This window comes from Tsukamurella sp. PLM1, assembly GCF_023168325.1.
Lineage (GTDB): Bacteria > Actinomycetota > Actinomycetes > Mycobacteriales > Mycobacteriaceae > Tsukamurella.
The window spans coordinates 4,259,723-4,274,802 of the sequence record NZ_AP025688.1 but is presented as its reverse complement, the minus strand read 5'-3'; the positions used below and the strand labels follow the sequence as shown (position 1 = coordinate 4,274,802).

13 protein-coding genes are annotated in these 15,080 nt (G+C 64.8%); 7 read left to right on the top strand and 6 right to left on the bottom strand.

Going from position 1 to position 15,080, the window contains the following annotated elements:
• Nucleotides 1–13 precede the first annotated feature (13 nt).
• Both MTP03_RS21955 and MTP03_RS21950 read left to right on the top strand, forming a co-directional pair.
• A complete protein-coding gene (locus MTP03_RS21955; RefSeq protein ID WP_248489959.1) occupies nt 14–250 on the top strand; it encodes a hypothetical protein in 237 nt (78 codons plus the stop codon).
• A gap of 275 nt (nt 251–525) precedes the next feature.
• Nucleotides 526–903, top strand: a complete 378-nt coding sequence (locus MTP03_RS21950) for a helix-turn-helix domain-containing protein (RefSeq protein WP_248492332.1) — start codon at nt 526–528, stop codon at nt 901–903.
• A 541-nt stretch (nt 904–1,444) separates the two neighbouring features.
• Here MTP03_RS21950 and MTP03_RS21945 read toward each other — a convergent pair.
• A complete protein-coding gene (locus MTP03_RS21945) occupies nt 1,445–2,158 on the bottom strand; it encodes a toll/interleukin-1 receptor domain-containing protein (protein ID WP_248489958.1) in 714 nt (237 codons plus the stop codon).
• Nucleotides 2,159–2,335: 177 nt separating this feature from the next.
• On the opposite strand from MTP03_RS21945, the gene MTP03_RS21940 reads away from it, so the two are divergent.
• Both MTP03_RS21940 and MTP03_RS21935 read left to right on the top strand, forming a co-directional pair.
• The gene (locus MTP03_RS21940; RefSeq protein ID WP_248489957.1) at nt 2,336–4,906 is read left to right on the top strand and encodes a DEAD/DEAH box helicase; all 2,571 of its coding nucleotides are present in this window, start codon (nt 2,336–2,338) and stop codon (nt 4,904–4,906) included.
• A 315-nt stretch (nt 4,907–5,221) separates the two neighbouring features.
• The gene (locus MTP03_RS21935) at nt 5,222–5,704 is read left to right on the top strand and encodes a hypothetical protein (protein ID WP_248489956.1); all 483 of its coding nucleotides are present in this window, start codon (nt 5,222–5,224) and stop codon (nt 5,702–5,704) included.
• A 420-nt stretch (nt 5,705–6,124) separates the two neighbouring features.
• Here MTP03_RS21935 and MTP03_RS21930 read toward each other — a convergent pair whose 3' ends face one another.
• Both MTP03_RS21930 and MTP03_RS21925 read right to left on the bottom strand, forming a co-directional pair.
• Nucleotides 6,125–6,973 carry a DNA-processing protein DprA gene (locus tag MTP03_RS21930; protein WP_248489955.1) on the bottom strand — a complete coding sequence of 283 codons (849 nt, stop codon included), beginning with the start codon at nt 6,971–6,973 and terminating at the stop codon, nt 6,125–6,127.
• Between the two features lie 4 nt (nt 6,974–6,977).
• Nucleotides 6,978–7,784 carry a hypothetical protein gene (locus MTP03_RS21925; RefSeq protein ID WP_248489954.1) on the bottom strand — a complete coding sequence of 269 codons (807 nt, stop codon included), beginning with the start codon at nt 7,782–7,784 and terminating at the stop codon, nt 6,978–6,980.
• 570 nt (nt 7,785–8,354) lie between these two features.
• On the opposite strand from MTP03_RS21925, the gene MTP03_RS21920 reads away from it, so the two are divergent.
• Nucleotides 8,355–8,735 (top strand): type II toxin-antitoxin system Phd/YefM family antitoxin, encoded by a 381-nt coding sequence (locus MTP03_RS21920; protein ID WP_248489953.1) that lies wholly within the window; start codon nt 8,355–8,357, stop codon nt 8,733–8,735.
• Between the two features lie 351 nt (nt 8,736–9,086).
• The gene (locus MTP03_RS21915; protein WP_248489952.1) at nt 9,087–9,893 is read left to right on the top strand and encodes a serine protease; all 807 of its coding nucleotides are present in this window, start codon (nt 9,087–9,089) and stop codon (nt 9,891–9,893) included.
• A gap of 11 nt (nt 9,894–9,904) precedes the next feature.
• Here the strand turns inward: MTP03_RS21915 and MTP03_RS21910 are convergent, their stop codons facing one another.
• Complete coding sequence (locus MTP03_RS21910; RefSeq protein ID WP_248492090.1) at nt 9,905–11,362, bottom strand: IS1634 family transposase; 1,458 nt, start codon at nt 11,360–11,362, stop codon at nt 9,905–9,907.
• 843 nt (nt 11,363–12,205) lie between these two features.
• Between MTP03_RS21910 and MTP03_RS21905 the strand changes: the two genes are divergently transcribed.
• Nucleotides 12,206–13,371 (top strand): IS3 family transposase gene (locus tag MTP03_RS21905; RefSeq protein WP_248489951.1). Its coding sequence is split into 2 segments (ribosomal slippage): nt 12,206–12,490 and nt 12,493–13,371, totalling 1,164 coding nucleotides; the frame shifts between segments, so codons are not numbered across the junction.
• A gap of 337 nt (nt 13,372–13,708) precedes the next feature.
• Here the strand turns inward: MTP03_RS21905 and MTP03_RS21900 are convergent.
• Both MTP03_RS21900 and MTP03_RS21895 read right to left on the bottom strand, forming a co-directional pair.
• Complete coding sequence (locus MTP03_RS21900; protein ID WP_248489950.1) at nt 13,709–14,494, bottom strand: cytochrome c biogenesis CcdA family protein; 786 nt, start codon at nt 14,492–14,494, stop codon at nt 13,709–13,711.
• Nucleotides 14,494–15,078 carry a TlpA disulfide reductase family protein gene (locus MTP03_RS21895; RefSeq protein ID WP_248489949.1) on the bottom strand — a complete coding sequence of 195 codons (585 nt, stop codon included), beginning with the start codon at nt 15,076–15,078 and terminating at the stop codon, nt 14,494–14,496. The genes MTP03_RS21900 and MTP03_RS21895 overlap by 1 nt, the downstream gene beginning before the upstream one ends.
• Between the last annotated feature and the right edge of the window lie 2 nt (nt 15,079–15,080).

The following is a 15,080-nucleotide window of genomic DNA, read 5'->3' as shown; positions in this document are numbered from 1 at the left end:
GCGACGCCGGCCCGTGGGCGGATTGCAGCGAGACAAGCGAGTGTCCGGTGCGAAGTCCAGTTCGGATGATGTGGCGGCCGACGCCCAGCTGACCGTCGTGGCCCTGAATCGTGAAACCGACGACATGGACAGGATCTCCGAACGAGCTGAACTGCGCGGCCACGAGTGTCGGAGCTTTGATTGCGAGGCCATCAAGTTGCGGTCCGGAGCCTTCGAGGTGGGGGTCGACGCCGGCCGCGACGTCGAGTAGGTGTCGTGCCGGCGCGCCAGAAGCTGTCGCGATCTCCTGCAGTCCGATCAAGCGAAGCCCTGTGGCTTCCGATCGACGGAGACGACCGGCAAGCAGGAAAGCGCCGAAGGCGGGGCAGGCGAATAGTGCGGTCACCTGTGTCGCGTCCTCAAGTGCGGACAACCGGATCCGAAGGCGGCTCCAGTGCCCGCGTGGCGCCGCGTTTCGGCGGGGTGCAGAGCCGCGTTCGATCCATTCCACGGGGTGAGCGTACTGACTTGCCTGTATCGCGTGCGATGCAGGGCTGTGGAGGTGCGACTCCAAAGGGACACGCTGTAGTATCGCGTGCGATACAAACCGTGTGGGTCGCAAGGCGGCGGTGGAGTACCGACGACAATCGGTCGGTGCCAGTTCCCGAGTCGTCGCTTTCCTCAGCGCAGAGGCGGGTACGAAGGGTGCGTCGAGATGCTGTCGGCGAAGCGCTTCGGCGAGCACGCCTTTCGTCGGGGCTGAGCCAGGAGGGGCTCGCGAGGCTTAGTGGCGTGAGTCGTGCGGCGATTGCGCGGATCGAGACGGGAGAGGCGTCGACGCAGGTCGATCGGCTCTGGGACTTGGCTGCGGCCCTCGACACGACCCCGAGCGCGATCCTGGCCCAGGCTGAGGGGTTGCTGTAAGCCACAGCGCGCACCTCCACGTCGTTGTCTGACCGAGGGTGGAGGACGTTTCCTGGATATCTCGGGCCTTGCACCTTGATCGCGGACACCTCGATTCCCGCATCGCTTTCTCCGGGGTGGTGGGTGTGGATGCGGCGAATGCCCATCCCTGACGGTGCGCCGAGCTTCTCCCCACTCGACGGATCGGCGCACGGCCGATCGACGCGGCCGTCCACTCAGCGCCAGCGCGAACGGCGCCCAGCTGCTCGCGCACATGACGGGCGGCGCTTCGCCCACCGTCACACCGCGCCTCGGCCCACTCCCGCCCGCGAACCTACGCCCGTGGAATCCCCCACGTCGGCGCCGCTCGACCCCGGAACTGGGACCGCGGCCTCGCAGCATGCGGCTCTGCACAGAGCGCCGCCGCCGACGTTTGAGACGGACTCGACGATGTCGACGCGCACGCGGGTCAACTCCTCAAGGGCTCGTCCACGAGGCCACCCGCGCCCTCACGGGAGCCGAACGGCTCGCAACCGGACGACGGGCCTCGCCCATAGCGGCGTCAGTCGATCTCGGCCAGCGCGGCGGCTGCTGCAGCGATCTTCGCTGCGACATCCTCCATTGAGGACTCAGCGGTATCGAGCCCAGAACGCGAGGCCAGCAACGGGCTCACCTCGCGTAGTGCCTCGAACGTCGTCTCGTGCGCGATCGGGATGACCCTGTCCGTGGCCAGTAGCGCCGACAGTTCCTTGTCCGCGACGCCCTCCGCGAGCAGACTCCGCAGCATCGCCGGGGTGACCAGGACGATGCCGATGCGGGAGTTCGCGAGGCCGCGGTCGATCTCTCGCAGCAGCGACTTGCCCAGGCCTAGATCGCGCTCGCTGAACCACACGGTCGCGCCGTAGGAGAGAAGCAGCTCGTAGAGGGCGGCAGCGGAGGCCTCCCGGTCGTCCCACGCGTGGCATAGGAACAGGTCCTTCTTCGCAGGGAACGCGCGGGCCTGCTCTTCGGCCTTCTGGACCAGCGGCTCGATCGAGCGCCACTCGGAACTCGAGTACGACGCGGTGTTGCCCGAGCGGGTGCGCCTAGACCGACTGCTCCCGACTCCGGTCGAGCTGAGTCGGCCGCCGCTCCCACCACTGCGGTAGATGGAGCCGGCGGGCGGGGGATCGTAGTACGACGGACGCCGCGCGGAGGACCGGTTGCGGCAGACGGGGCAGTTGGAGGCAGCGCTCGCCGAGCGATGACCGTAGACAGGAGCGGTGCAACCAGACATACCTGTCACCCTACGGGCGGGGTCTGACACAAATTCGTTGCCGCGACGGCACGCCCGTCGCCCGAGTGCCGCAAATCGTGTCCCGCAGACCTCGCAGCCCCAGACCGGCGAACCTACCGACGTAATCCTCGTACGATATGTCGGGGTCGCGTAGGAGTGTGCATTCGAGGGGGAAGCGTGGACGGTCAGCAGCGGTTCTCGACCTACGGCAGCGGCGGCTCACTTTTCGACCAACTCATCGAGATGGTCACCTCTGCGCGCTGCCGGGTCTGGATCAAGGTTCCGTGGTGGGATGTCAGCGGTAAGGCGCGGGAGTTGCTTGACGTGGTGACGGCCGCCGGCCGCCGAGGCGTTGACGTGTTGGTTTTGTCGCGGCCGGAGTCGTCGAACGATGCCGCGCATCGCGAGCTCCGCCAAGCCGGTGTTCGCGTAGTCGCAGTGCGCTACATCCACGAAAAGGAGCTCGTAGCGGATAACGTCGCACTGACGCATTCGATGAATTTCACGCGCACCGAGATCGACCGTAACCAGAACTCGGGCAATCTCATCGTGGACCATGCGGCGGTGGACGAGTTGGTCTCAGGGTTTGAGCGTCTGCTTGCGAACAGAGCTGCGGCGGCCGTGGGAGACGAGGAGTGGACGCCCACCGACAGACTGATCCCTGAACAGCTGCTGCCGTTCATGACACGCTACTCGCGCTTGAATCCCTTGCAATCGAAGGCGGTACCGGCAATCCTGCATTCATCCGGTCACGTCATGATTGTGGCGCCGACGAGCGCAGGCAAGACGCTGATCGGTGAGGTCGCTGTCCTCCGCTCGATCATCGAGGAGAAGCGTCCGGCCGTGTGGTTGTTGCCTGCGCGCGCGTTGGCTGCGGAGATCGGTGAGGCGACGCGGCGGTGGCGTGCACACGGAGTGTCCGCAGCTGAACTGACGGGCGAGACGAACATCGCGAGCGAGACCATCCAGAAGGCGCAGCTCTGGGTAGCAACGACCGAGAAGTTCGAGGCACTGTATCGGCGCTCGTCCTTGCGGGAGTTCATCGGCAAGGTCGGATGCATCGTCGTCGACGAGGTCCACCTCGTCGGGGACCCGCAGCGTGGTGCGACTCTCGAAGCGCTGATCGCGCGACTGCGGGCGGTATCCGAGCGGACTCGTATAGTGGCTCTCTCGGCGACGGTGTCGAACGCCGAAGAGCTCTCGAACTGGTTCAACGCGGAGCTCATCGAGGTAAGTTGGCGCCCAACCATTCTGACGACGCAGTACGTTCCGTACGTGGTGGAGCCGCCGGGGCGGTTCGGTGAAGTCCAGGATGCGAAGGACGGAGCGTTCCGGTCCGTCTTTAATAGTGTGCGGCCGGCGCCCGCCGAGGAGTCTGCGGGCCTGGACGGTGATCGGGACGAGGCCAGCGTTCTCGTGTTCTGTGGAACCAAGAACAACGTGTTGCGGACCGCAGCCCTCGCAGCGGGTATCGATTTCGGCCCGGCCAGTGACGCGGAGCGGCTGGTGGACGAGTGCTTCCGCCGCGGTGTCGGGGTGCACTTCCGCGACGCCCCGCACGCGGGTCGTGCACTGTCGGCGTTCAAGGAACGGTCGATCAACACATTGGTCGCGACTTCGGGCCTGTCGACGGGCGTCAACACTCCGGCGAGGATCGTCGTGATCCGGGATCTGACGCTCGGTAAGGACACACCGCTTGAAGTCAGCCAGGCGCAGCAGATGCTGGGCCGAGCGGGACGCGCCGGGCACGAGCCAGAGGGGTTCGGCTACCTGCTGGTGCCCGACGACGAGGAATTGGTATGGCGTCGCAAGCTTTCCGACGGGTATGTTGCTAGATCGAATGTCGCTGCTCAACTCACTGATGTGATCCTCGCCGAGGTGCTTCTCGGATCGATCGCGGACCGCGAATCGGCTGCTACCTGGTTCGAGGAGACGCTCGCGTTCGCACAGTCCGGCGACTCTGTCCAGGTAGATGAGGCGGTGGATTTCCTCGTGGCCAAGGGCTTCGTGGTCGAGGGCGGCGGGGCGCTGGCGACGACGGAGCTCGGTGCGCTGACATCTCGGCTGATGGTGGAAGCGGAGTCGGCAGCCGAGATCTTGGCGAAGCTGGCAGAGGCACCTTTACCCAACTCGGCCGCCGAGGCCGAGGAGATCGTGCTGGCTGTTGTCTCGAGCGCCACCACGAAGCTTCGGGAGTGGCCGATCAACCAACGTATCTACCAGCCCGTGGTCGAGGAGATCCTCAACCGCTGGTCGCAGCGGGCGTTGTCCACCGCAGGGGAGGACTTCGGCCCCCAGTTCTGCATGGCCGCCGCGACTCTTGCTCTGCGTGATCAGCGTCGACTCCGCGCGAAACCCCCGCACGGCATTTCGCTCGCTGAATTCCGTCGGGCGATCGACGACATGCCCCGGTACCTTGCGTGGGTGGGCGCTCTCGGATACCTCGGGGTCTCGAACTGGGCCCCAGCAGTCGCGGGTGATCTCTCACGGCGACTGACCTGGTGGGGTCTGTACCCCGTTGTGGAACGAGGGCACGGGCGGTTGTTGTGGCTGCTCGAGAAGTGCTTGAACCCGGAGAACCGTAGAACCGCTATGCAGGACCTGTGGCGCAGAGCCAGGGACGCGGGCTTCGACGGCCCGGACACCATCCGCGCGAGGCCGCGGGGGTCGACATCTCAGCTGATCAGTTCACGCAGCTCATCGAGTCCCGCGCTGTTCTGGAGCTCGAGCCGGCAAACGAACTCATAGTGCCGATCAGGAGCTCGACGACGGAGTCGAGGCTTGCGCTCTTGTCAAACACTGGTCGCCGCCGAGCGGCCGGGACGTTCGAACAGGTTCGCGCGGCAACGATCCCGGTGCCGCACAACTCGCCCCGGGTCCGGTCGCCGCGGACCTTTTCCTCTACACCCGCACGGGGGACTTCGCGTACGCCAACCTCGTGACGGAGATCCTGAGGGAGCCGAGCCGACTAAGAGTGCCATTGAAGAGTCACGCGAAGCGATCACCAGGCTGCACGCCGTCGCGACCGTAACCAAGCCGATTGGGCGCGTGCGGAAGCTTCTGATGAGTGAGCGGCGGCAACGGGCCACCGAGCTCACGCCGCTCATAGCTCCCGATCCTCAGCTGCAGCCAGTGGCAGGCGCGCTCGCAGAACACGATGACGAGCCGGCGACTGCGATCATCGCGATGCGGGCCAATGTCGTGAAGCTCCTGGGGTTCCGCCAGTCAGCGGATCTCCGGCCGGCGGTGAGTGTCTTGCAGTCGGGAGAGGCGACCGCAGATGAGCGGGAGCTCGTTCTGTGCGCATTGCTCGGATCCCGAGGGTACGAGGTCGGCATCGCGACCATCAACGGATCGCTCGCCGCGCTGGTGCACCTCGCCGGCGACTGGAAGATGGTCACGCTCACCATCGAGGGCAGGGCTGATGTCGAGCCCTTGATCCCGGCAGACCTGCCCTCGATCCTGCGCGCTGTGGTACCTCCAGCGCAGGGCTCGAACGAACCGGCTGGTCCGCGCTGTACATGGATGGCCGACTTCGTTCGATAGCTCCGCGAGGTCAAGCCTAACGTGCAGGCCAGGGCCTTGAGCGGCTGGGTACGCGCGGCTCGGCAGACCGCGAGTTCACGAGGGGGATCATGGCGCCCTACATCGGGCTGGAACAGGAACGGATCGACGTTGCCGTCGACTCGTGGAAGCGGCGGTGCCTGCTCGACGATGGTTCACTGCTGTTCCCAGACAATGACCGCCAGGTTGAGTGCCATGCAGTGGGTCGATGACTGGCTCGAACCGTACTTGTGAACGAGAGACCTCGGCAAACCGGTTCGCGGCCGGGGGCTCTCGTCTCCACTCCAGCACAGCGCCCGCAAATCGGTCGCTTATCGGTACACCGGTCGTACGCCTTCGAGAATGCCGGCTTAGGTCCATGAGACCCGTTCGTCGATGCCTCATATTCGGTCGTGCGCGACGTCAGAGCAACGTCCCTTGCCGGGGCTGGCCCTTCAAACGATCCAGAGCGACGCCGAGCTCTGTTCTCGAGGTCACAGGCTGAGCACCCGCCTCGATGAGGATGCGGTTCCCTACGGGCGTCTCCTCCCCGAAGTTGAGTGCGAAGACCGGCCTGCCTCGCTTGAGCGCGTCTCGTCCGGCAGCGAGCGTGCCACCCTTTTCGCCGGCCTCGATTACCACCAGGGCTTTGCCAAGGCCGAAGATCACGTGATTGCGAGCCATCGCCCCGTACGCCGCCCACGGTTGGTCGGGGCGGAATTGGGAAACGACCAGCACTCGGCTCGGATCGAAGGTCTCCTTGAACTCACGCTTGACGCGGAAGGCGTCGATCCCCTCGGCCAGGACGATGACGGTCCGGCCGCCCCGATCCAGCGCGGCGAGGTGGGTCGCGGTGTCGACGCCCTTCGCGTACCCAGACACCACCGTCAGTCCTCGATCGCTGACCTCTTCGCCGCACGCGCGCGCGGCCTTGAGCCCGAGCGGACTCACCTTCCGCGATCCGCACATCCCCGCGCCGTCTGCGGTGAGCAACGCCAAGTCGCCCTTGCAAAATAGGGTCGGAACGACCGGTCTGCTGCCGACCACCAAGGACTCCGGGAACGCGCCATCGCCAGCGTTGATCGTATCGATGCCTCGGGACTGGAGGTCGTCGACTTGCCGGGCCAACGAGGACCGAGCCTCGTCGGACAGCCCGCGCCAGGCATCCCGCAGAGGCTCCGGGTCCGGGTCTGCTAGAGCTCGGGTGACCTTCGCGGGCGTGCGGAACACCTCGAAGGCGACCAGCGCCCTGAGCGTTCCCTCGGCAGACATCCGTTCAGTTCCTCATCGTTCTCGCGCCAACGAGACCATAGACTGCGTCAGCCCCCGCACGCTTGGCAACATGGGCCACTTCGGTGCAGGTCCCACCGGTGTGCCAAACGTCGTCGATGATCACGCAGGCTCCGTCCAGCATCGTAGGAGAGGAAAACATGCCAGATACATCGAGACTCGGGTCCGCCTTACGCTGAGCGCGAGCAGGACCGATCGTCTCGATCAACTGTTTGCTGGTCGACTCAGCCACCAAGCGCGCCAGCAACTCACCGGTGCTGTTGCCGTCGCCGGCCGAACCCGGCACGCTCAATAGGTATGGCGCATCCCGGTACGCCGGATGCTTCCCGATCGCGTCGGCCAGCCGTGCCGCGAGGGCTTTCCGCGCCCGTCTCTGCGCTCCTGGGGAAAACACATAGTACTTCGCCCTGTAGACCAGTTCGCCCACGTCGGTGTTCTTCCACTGGGACGGCGGCAGTTCGTCGTCGACCGTCTTGTACCGGTCAAGGGCGAGGACGAGGTCGAACGGCGCGGGGGCGGGTAGGCACAGTCCTGACCCCAGCAGCGAGACCAGCTCTCCGACGCCGTCCGGAAGCGCTCCCGGGAACTCCAGGCATCTGTTGAACTCGGCTCTCGACGCCGGAACCTCGACGAGACGGTACCCCGAGCCGAAGCACGCAGCGATGTGAGCCAGCGGCAGATCGGCGGTCTTCAAGTACAGGCGCCGCCACTCGGCGCCCCCGCTGGCCGGTCTCACGCGCAGGGAATTCTCGACCCGGGATGGGCGGGCCGGCGTGAACTCGGACAAGTACATCGAACGTTTACCTCGACTCGATCATCAGTGAATTTCACAGACTACAACGGTTCGACTCGTTCGCGGTTGAGCGCCCATTTCGCGGGTTCCGCTTCAGATCTGCTGATGCGTGCGGAACCGAGCACCAGCGAGCCAGTCGCTGCCTATACTCACGTTTTCTTGGCATCCGCTCGGCGACATGCGCCAGCACCGCTTCGATCAGGGTAACGTCGTGCACGGCGCGCGTCAGACGTCGGCAGATCCGAATACCACGTCCCGGTGGCCGTCAGAGTTCGCGCCTCAGGCGTGAGGAAATGCTCAACATGATCTGCGCGGTTCGTGCTAAGGATGCAGAACCTGAGGGTTGGGTTTGGCGCGACTGATGTTCCAGGACCTGCGCTACGCCTGTGCATGAGTCGCGTCGCCGTCAGCGGGGTGCGCAGCCGCGGGAGACATCGGAGACGAACCGGGACTGCGCATCGAACTCAGATTCGAGCCTTGCGGGTATGGAGCCGCGGTGTCCCGAAGGCATCCAGGCGAAGTAGATACTAGTAGTTGCATTCTAGTTACCTACTAACTACAGTGTGTACTGTGCCTCCCGAGAAGATCACAGCGACCGCAACGGATCTAAATCGCCGCCCGAGCGAATACTTGGCCATGGCGATCGACGGCATGGTCGTCGAGATTCTGAGAAACGGAAGATCGGTCGCGGTCTTGGGACCGCTAAGTTTGCTCAACTCGATCATGAAGGAAGGAGGTGAGGGGGAAATGACTGATGACCAGCTGGATGCCCTTATGAGTGGGATCAATGGTGTTCGTTCGGCGATGCTGGAGGTCGCGGAAGCGATCGAGAAGTCGTCTAAGCGATTCGTGTCGGCGCTTGACCAGAGTGACTCGGTTCGTGTGTCGACGACTGCGCGCACGACGACCGCGATCGAGGATCTGACGGTCGCCCTCGGGCGCCGCGGCTAGAGGCTCCGCGAGACTGAGCCCGGCCTGGGAGAGACAGGCCGGGTTCTGCCTTTCGCGAACGCGGCTTGTACGCTCGGCTTAGTGTCGTCGGTGGTGATGGGTGCCCGGTCGATCACCAGATGCACGGCGTCAACGATCTGGTGGTTGTAGCTCCCGGCCCCGCCCACGCAGGTTCGGATCAGCCACGTCTGCGACCTGGCTACGGGAACAACGCTGCATCATCAAGAACAGAATTCGCGACCATGACTAGAATCTGTTGTCTGCTCTGCAGCAGGCAGCGACTGTCTCTGGGCGAGGCGGTAGCTCGTCGCCGGGCGGTCGGTGTCGCATTGGCTGGCGGGAGGTCCGCTCTTGGATACGGGTGCAGCAAGAGCGGCGTTCGTGCAGTACGGATGCGCGCTGATATACATCGAAGTTGAGGACAAAGCTGGCGATGTCCATGTCGGATCCGGGTTCCACGTGGGCGAAGGAGTATTTGTTACTGCTCGCCACGTCATTGAAGATAAGACCATCCTCGAGGTTGGGTCGACGGAGCGTTCTTATGTACCCATCGAGGACGGCGGCGCCTCGTCGACAGTAGTTGTCAAGGATGGCGTGAAACGGCCTGTGCACGCCGTGCACAACAGAGTCTTGAACTTGACACGCGGCCCCTATTTTCATTCCGACGATTCAGTCGATGTGGCAGTCTTTCAGGTCGGGAATATCGATCCGATGACACCTGTGGTCCGCCTAGGTGGCCATCTGGACGATTGGCTGGGTGAGAGTGACTTCGTATTAACTGAGGCAATCGTGCTGGGGTATCCACGGATTCCAAAAGCCATGCGGCCAAACCTTGTTGGCACCCGCGCCGAGGTGAATGCGATGATCGATCGGTATGATGCACCGCACGTACATTTTGTGCTTTCGGAAATGGCGCGTGGTGGCTTCAGTGGTGGGCCGGTGCTTAGTGAGTATGGATATGCGCTCGGAATGGTAGCGAGTTCGCTCGTTACCAATGACGATAGAACTGAACTCGGCTACATGACCGCCGTCGGCGTTGAGCCTCTTTATGTCTGCCTCGCAGAGCGTGGACTGCTTCCCGATTGTCAGGCAGAGGGGTGGGACGATTTCTGGAGTATTTCCTCGTCTGACTTTGGCGAGGAGTCGGATGAAACCTGACTTAGGTCAAATTAGTGCGCAAGGATTGCGTTGATCGCGTCCTGTAGTTCCGCGGGGACGGGGTCGGCGGCGGTGATGCTCTGTGGACCTGCCTGGATTTCGATGGTGCGGTAGCGGCGGGCGGTGGTGACGAACTTCTTGATTGACCATCCGGCCCGCCCCTCGACGAGCCTGGTGATCGCGAGGGCGGCGAAGACGATGGTCAGGTGCGCGTCGATGCTCTCGCGGAGGCGGTGGTAGATCGGGCGGGCGGCGAGATCACTTTTGGTCATCCGGAAGCTCTTCTCGATCCGCCACAGCTGGTGGTAGGAGCCGATCACGAACTCCGGTGTCGGGGCGTCGATGTTGGTGACGTACGCCTTCCATCCCGCGACGGCTCGGTTGCGGGCTTCGAGGTCACGGTTGACGCTCTTCTTCGCGTCCTTGATGGTGACGAACCGGTTCCGCTTGATCGGGATCTTTCCGTCAACAGCCCTCTGCGCCTTGATGATCTGCTCGTCGATACCCTTCAATGTCCGGCGGGCCCGGGCGGCCCGGTACTGGTAGTAGACAACGTGATCGCGGCGTTTGTCCGTCGGGCCGGCGGGCATCGGCTGGATGAGCACGAGTTGGTCATCGGGTTCCTGCCCGGGATGCCGTTTGCGCCAGTCGTCGATGATCCACGGCACGCTCGCGCCGAGGCGTTCGCCGATGATGAACCGCAACCCGGCGGCTTCGAGGGCCTGCTTGTTCGCCGCGGAGACCATCCCGGCGTCAGCGACCACCGTGACCTGCCCCGATTCGAGGTGGTGGGCGGCGGTGAACGCGGCAATCGTCGGCAGCATCGTGGTGGTCTCCGCCCGATTGCCCTCGAACGCTTCGATCTGCAACGGGAACCCCGACGGATCGGTCAACAAGCCCACAGTGATCTGCGGCTCAAGGCGGCGTTCCTTGGAGAAACCGGGCCTGCGGAACTCGTCCTCGGTGTCGGTTTCGAAGTAGAGCGTGGTCACATCGTAGAGCAACAACGTCGCCGGCCCGATTCCGGCGTGGTCGGCGCACGCGGCTGATAGTGCTTGCCGCCAAGCCGGTTTCGCATACACGGGCAGCCGCCGGGTGATCGTGCGATAGGACTGCGCCACGCGGCCGACCTCATCGAGCACCCGCAGCGAATCGAGTTTGCTCGTCGGTTCGATGATCCGGGCGAGCACCAGATCCCGGAACACAGCATCGCCGCCGGTCGCGGTATCGAATCCGAGCCGCCGGTAGGCGCCGTCGAGGGCATCCCACAGGACGGCCATCCGCGAGGCGGTGATCGGCAACGGACCCACCTGCGGCGCCTCGCCGATACCCAGATCCAACATGGTCTGACCTGCTGCGATCTTCTCCTCACCAGCAGCGCGCAGCGCGGCGAGCTGCTGCTCGTCATGCGCGGACCCCAGATGTTCAATCTTGCGGGACCCGCGGGTCGAGGACCAGACGATCTGCACCGCCGTCGCCCCCGACGCGGTCTTCACCGTCCTCACGTACGCCACCCCAGCAGCCTACGAACCCCACAATTTAGTGCGCAGATCCGCACCAACACGACACGATCACCGCAGCTCACCGCGGTGCATGCACGCGCATGTCCGAATCGTGTCCTAAGTCAGGTTCGCTCGTTACCAATGACGATAGAACTGAACTCGGCTACATGACCGCCGTCGGCGTTGAGCCTCTTTATGTCTGCCTCGCAGAGCGTGGACTGCTTCCCGATTGTCAGGCAGAGGGGTGGGACGATTTCTGGAGTATTTCCTCGTCTGACTTTGGCGAGGAGTCGGATGAAAGCACGTAGCGGCAAGAGACCTGGTCCAGTTGCCCAGGCTGTGGCGCGGCGATGGCGCGACTCGTGTGTATGGCGGCACGGTCGCAGCCGACATCGTAGAGGGCGGGGTGGTCAACGTTGGTTTGCGTGGTCGTCGTCCTCGTCCGCTTGCTGATCGTCCGCTCGTGATTAGCGAGGATTGGTCGGCTGCGCACGAAGCCTGGTGATATATGAGTTCACGCCTCGAGGTGGGGCTCCTCTAGGTGCGCTGAGAGGCGCCTGAAGAGCGCTCTAGCCTGTCGTGCCGCAGGAGGTGTGGGACGCCGGACCTCGGCCCTGCCAGTGTTGTGAGACATATGACTTATAGGTCCTTATAACTAGGGGCGACCTATAAAGACCTATACAGTCACCGCTCGTCTGCTAGTCCCGGCCGAAGGCCAGACGTTCAGTCGCAGGTACGGAAGGGGCTGCTGCACGGATAGGTGACACCCGATCTGTGGTGCCGTAAGGGCACCGCTGGAAGGATGTCAACATGCCCAAGCCTTATCCCCGTGAGTTCCGTGACGATGTCGTCGGTGCCGCGCGTCGTCGGGAGGACGGTGTGACGATCAAGCAGATCGCCGCCGACTTCGGTGTCAGCGAGACCTGTCTGCAGAACTGGCTGCGTGCCGCTGATGTTGAGGACGGTAACCGGCCGGGGGTGACCGCCTCGGAGTCCGCCGAACTGCGCGAGCTGCGGAAACGAAACCGGTTGCTGGAGCAGGAGAATGAGATTCTTCGGCGGGCTGCGGCGTATCTGTCGCAGGCGAACCTGCCGGGAAAATGATGTACCCGCTCGTGAAAGAGCTCGCCGCGGACGGGATCCCCGTCACGGTGACGTGCCGGGTTCTTAAGCTCGCTCGCCAGCCTTACTACCGCTGGCTCAAGGACGCTGTGACCGCTGCCGATCGGGTCGCGGCCGAGCGCGCCAACGCCTTGTTCGACGCGCACCACGATGATCCGGAGTTCGGGTACCGGTTCCTGGCCGATGAAGCTGAAGCTGCAGGTCAGAGGATGAGTGCACGGACGGCGTGGCGGATCTGCTGCACCAACGGCTGGTGGTCGAGCTTCGGTAAGAAGCGCGGCCGCAATGGGAAGAAGCCGGGGCCGCCGGTGCATGATGACCTGGTCGAACGCGTCTTCACCGCCGACGCACTCGATGAGCTGTGGCTCACGGACATCACCGAGCACTGGACCGACGAGGGCAAGCTCTACCTGTGCGCGATCAAGGACGCCTGCTCCGGGCGGATCGTCGGCTACAGCATCGACGCCCGCATGCAATCGCGGCTGGCGGTGAATGCACTCAACAATGCGGTCGCCCGCCGAGACGCAGACGTATCCGGTTGTATTATTCACTCGGACAGGGGTTCTCAGTTCCGGTCACGGAAGTTCGTGTCCGCGTTGAACCAGCACGGCCTGGTCGGATCGATGGGCCGGGTCGGCGCCGCTGGCGACAACGCTGCGATGGAATCCTTCTTCTCGCTGCTGCAACGCAACGTCCTCGACCGGCAACGCTGGGCCACCCGCGAGGAGCTACGAATCGCGATCGTCACCTGGATCGAAAGGACCTACCACCGCCGACGCCGGCAAGCGGGCCTCGGCCGCTTGACCCCGATCGAATACGAGGCCATCATCAACACGGCCGCACCAGCGGCGTAACACTCCACCTGTCACCTATCCGTGCAGCAGGCCCGGTGCTGATGCCGGCCGTCGATTACCAGGCGCGGCGGTCCGCCGCTCAGACAAGCCAGATCAGATGGCACCTATCGGTACAGCAGCCCCATCAGTGCAGCAGTCCCCAGCGGTCCCCTCGAGTGGTGGCAGAGCGGTGACTGCTCCTTGCCATGGACGACCTGGCTGACCAACCGCGCGCTACCTATCGGAGAGTGATCCCGACGACCTGTCGCTGTGCTGTCCGCCGGTGTCGGGCGCGGTCCGGGTCGGCTTCACCATTTGTGGCTGCCCTATGCGGATTCGCTGACCTCCGCGGGCGTGGTTAGATCGGCATCACCGTGTTGGAGACGAACAGGCGGCGCACCAGGTCGATGAACTCGGCCCAGTACCCGGTGACCAGCGCGACGCCGACGACGATCATCAGCACACCGCCGACGACCTGGATGCGGCGCGAGTTGCGGCGCAGCCACCCGACGGCGCGGACGGCCACCGTCGACCCGAGGGCCAGGACGATGAAGGGCAGGCCGAGCCCCGCGCAGTAGGCGACGATGAGGATCGCGCCGCGTGCGGGCTCGGCGTCGGTGCCGACCACGATGGACAGGATCCCGGCGAGCGTGGGGCCGATGCACGGGGTCCAGCCGAGGGCGAAGACGCCGCCGAGCAGGGGTGCGCCGGCGAGGGTGGTCCACTGCCGCGGCGCGAACCGGACGTCGCGCTCGAGCATCGGCACCAGCCCGATGAAGGCGAGCCCCATGACGATGGTGACGACACCACCGATCCGCATGAGGGTCTCGGCGTTGAGCCGGATCGACGTGGCGAGCCCGAAGACCGACATCGTCATCAGCAGGAAAACGGCGGTGAACCCGGCGACGAAGAGGACCGCCGCCCCCATGACGCGCCAGCGCCCGGCGCGCGCGCCCGCCCGCGCCTCGTCGACGGTGGCGGCGGGCGCCTCGGCGCCGACGAGCCCGGCCAGGTACGACAGGTAACCCGGTACGAGCGGGACGATGCACGGCGAAGCGAAGGAGACGAGCCCGGCGAGCAGGCACGCGCCGAGCGCGAGCAGCAGCGGGCCCGAGACCGCGGCGTTGGCGAAGGCGTCCCCCATCAGCCCTCCCCCAGGACCTTCTCGATCGTGGAGCTCAGTTCCTTCTCACCGACGGTCGTGAGGTAGGAGGCGGCCACGCGGTGCTGCCGGTCGAGCACGAAGGTCATCGGCACCACGGTGGTCGGGTACTGCGCGCCGATGGCCAGCAGGGTCTTGCCCGGCGGGTCGTAGATCGACGGGTAGGTCAGGCCCTGCGAGCCGATGAAGTCGCGGGCGGCGTCGTCGCCGGCGGTCTCGCGCACGTTGATGCCGAGGAACTGCACGCCCCGGTCCTTGGTGGCGAGGAAGGTGCGCTCCAGCTCGGGGGATTCGATACGGCACGGCGCGCACCAGCTGCCCCAGACGTTGATGACGACGACCTTGCCGGCGTAATCGGCGAGCCGGATCGTGGTCTTCTCGTCGGTCACGCTGCGCCCGGACAGGTTCTCGACGGTGCTGCGCTGCCCGGGCTCGTAGAACTGCCGGACCTTGCCGCCGGGCGCGATGACGCCGCCCTTGCTGGCCTGGTCGGTCAACTGAACGCAGCCGGTGGTCGCCAGGAGCGTCACGAGGACGAGCAGCGTCAGCTGTGCGTAACGGCGCACCG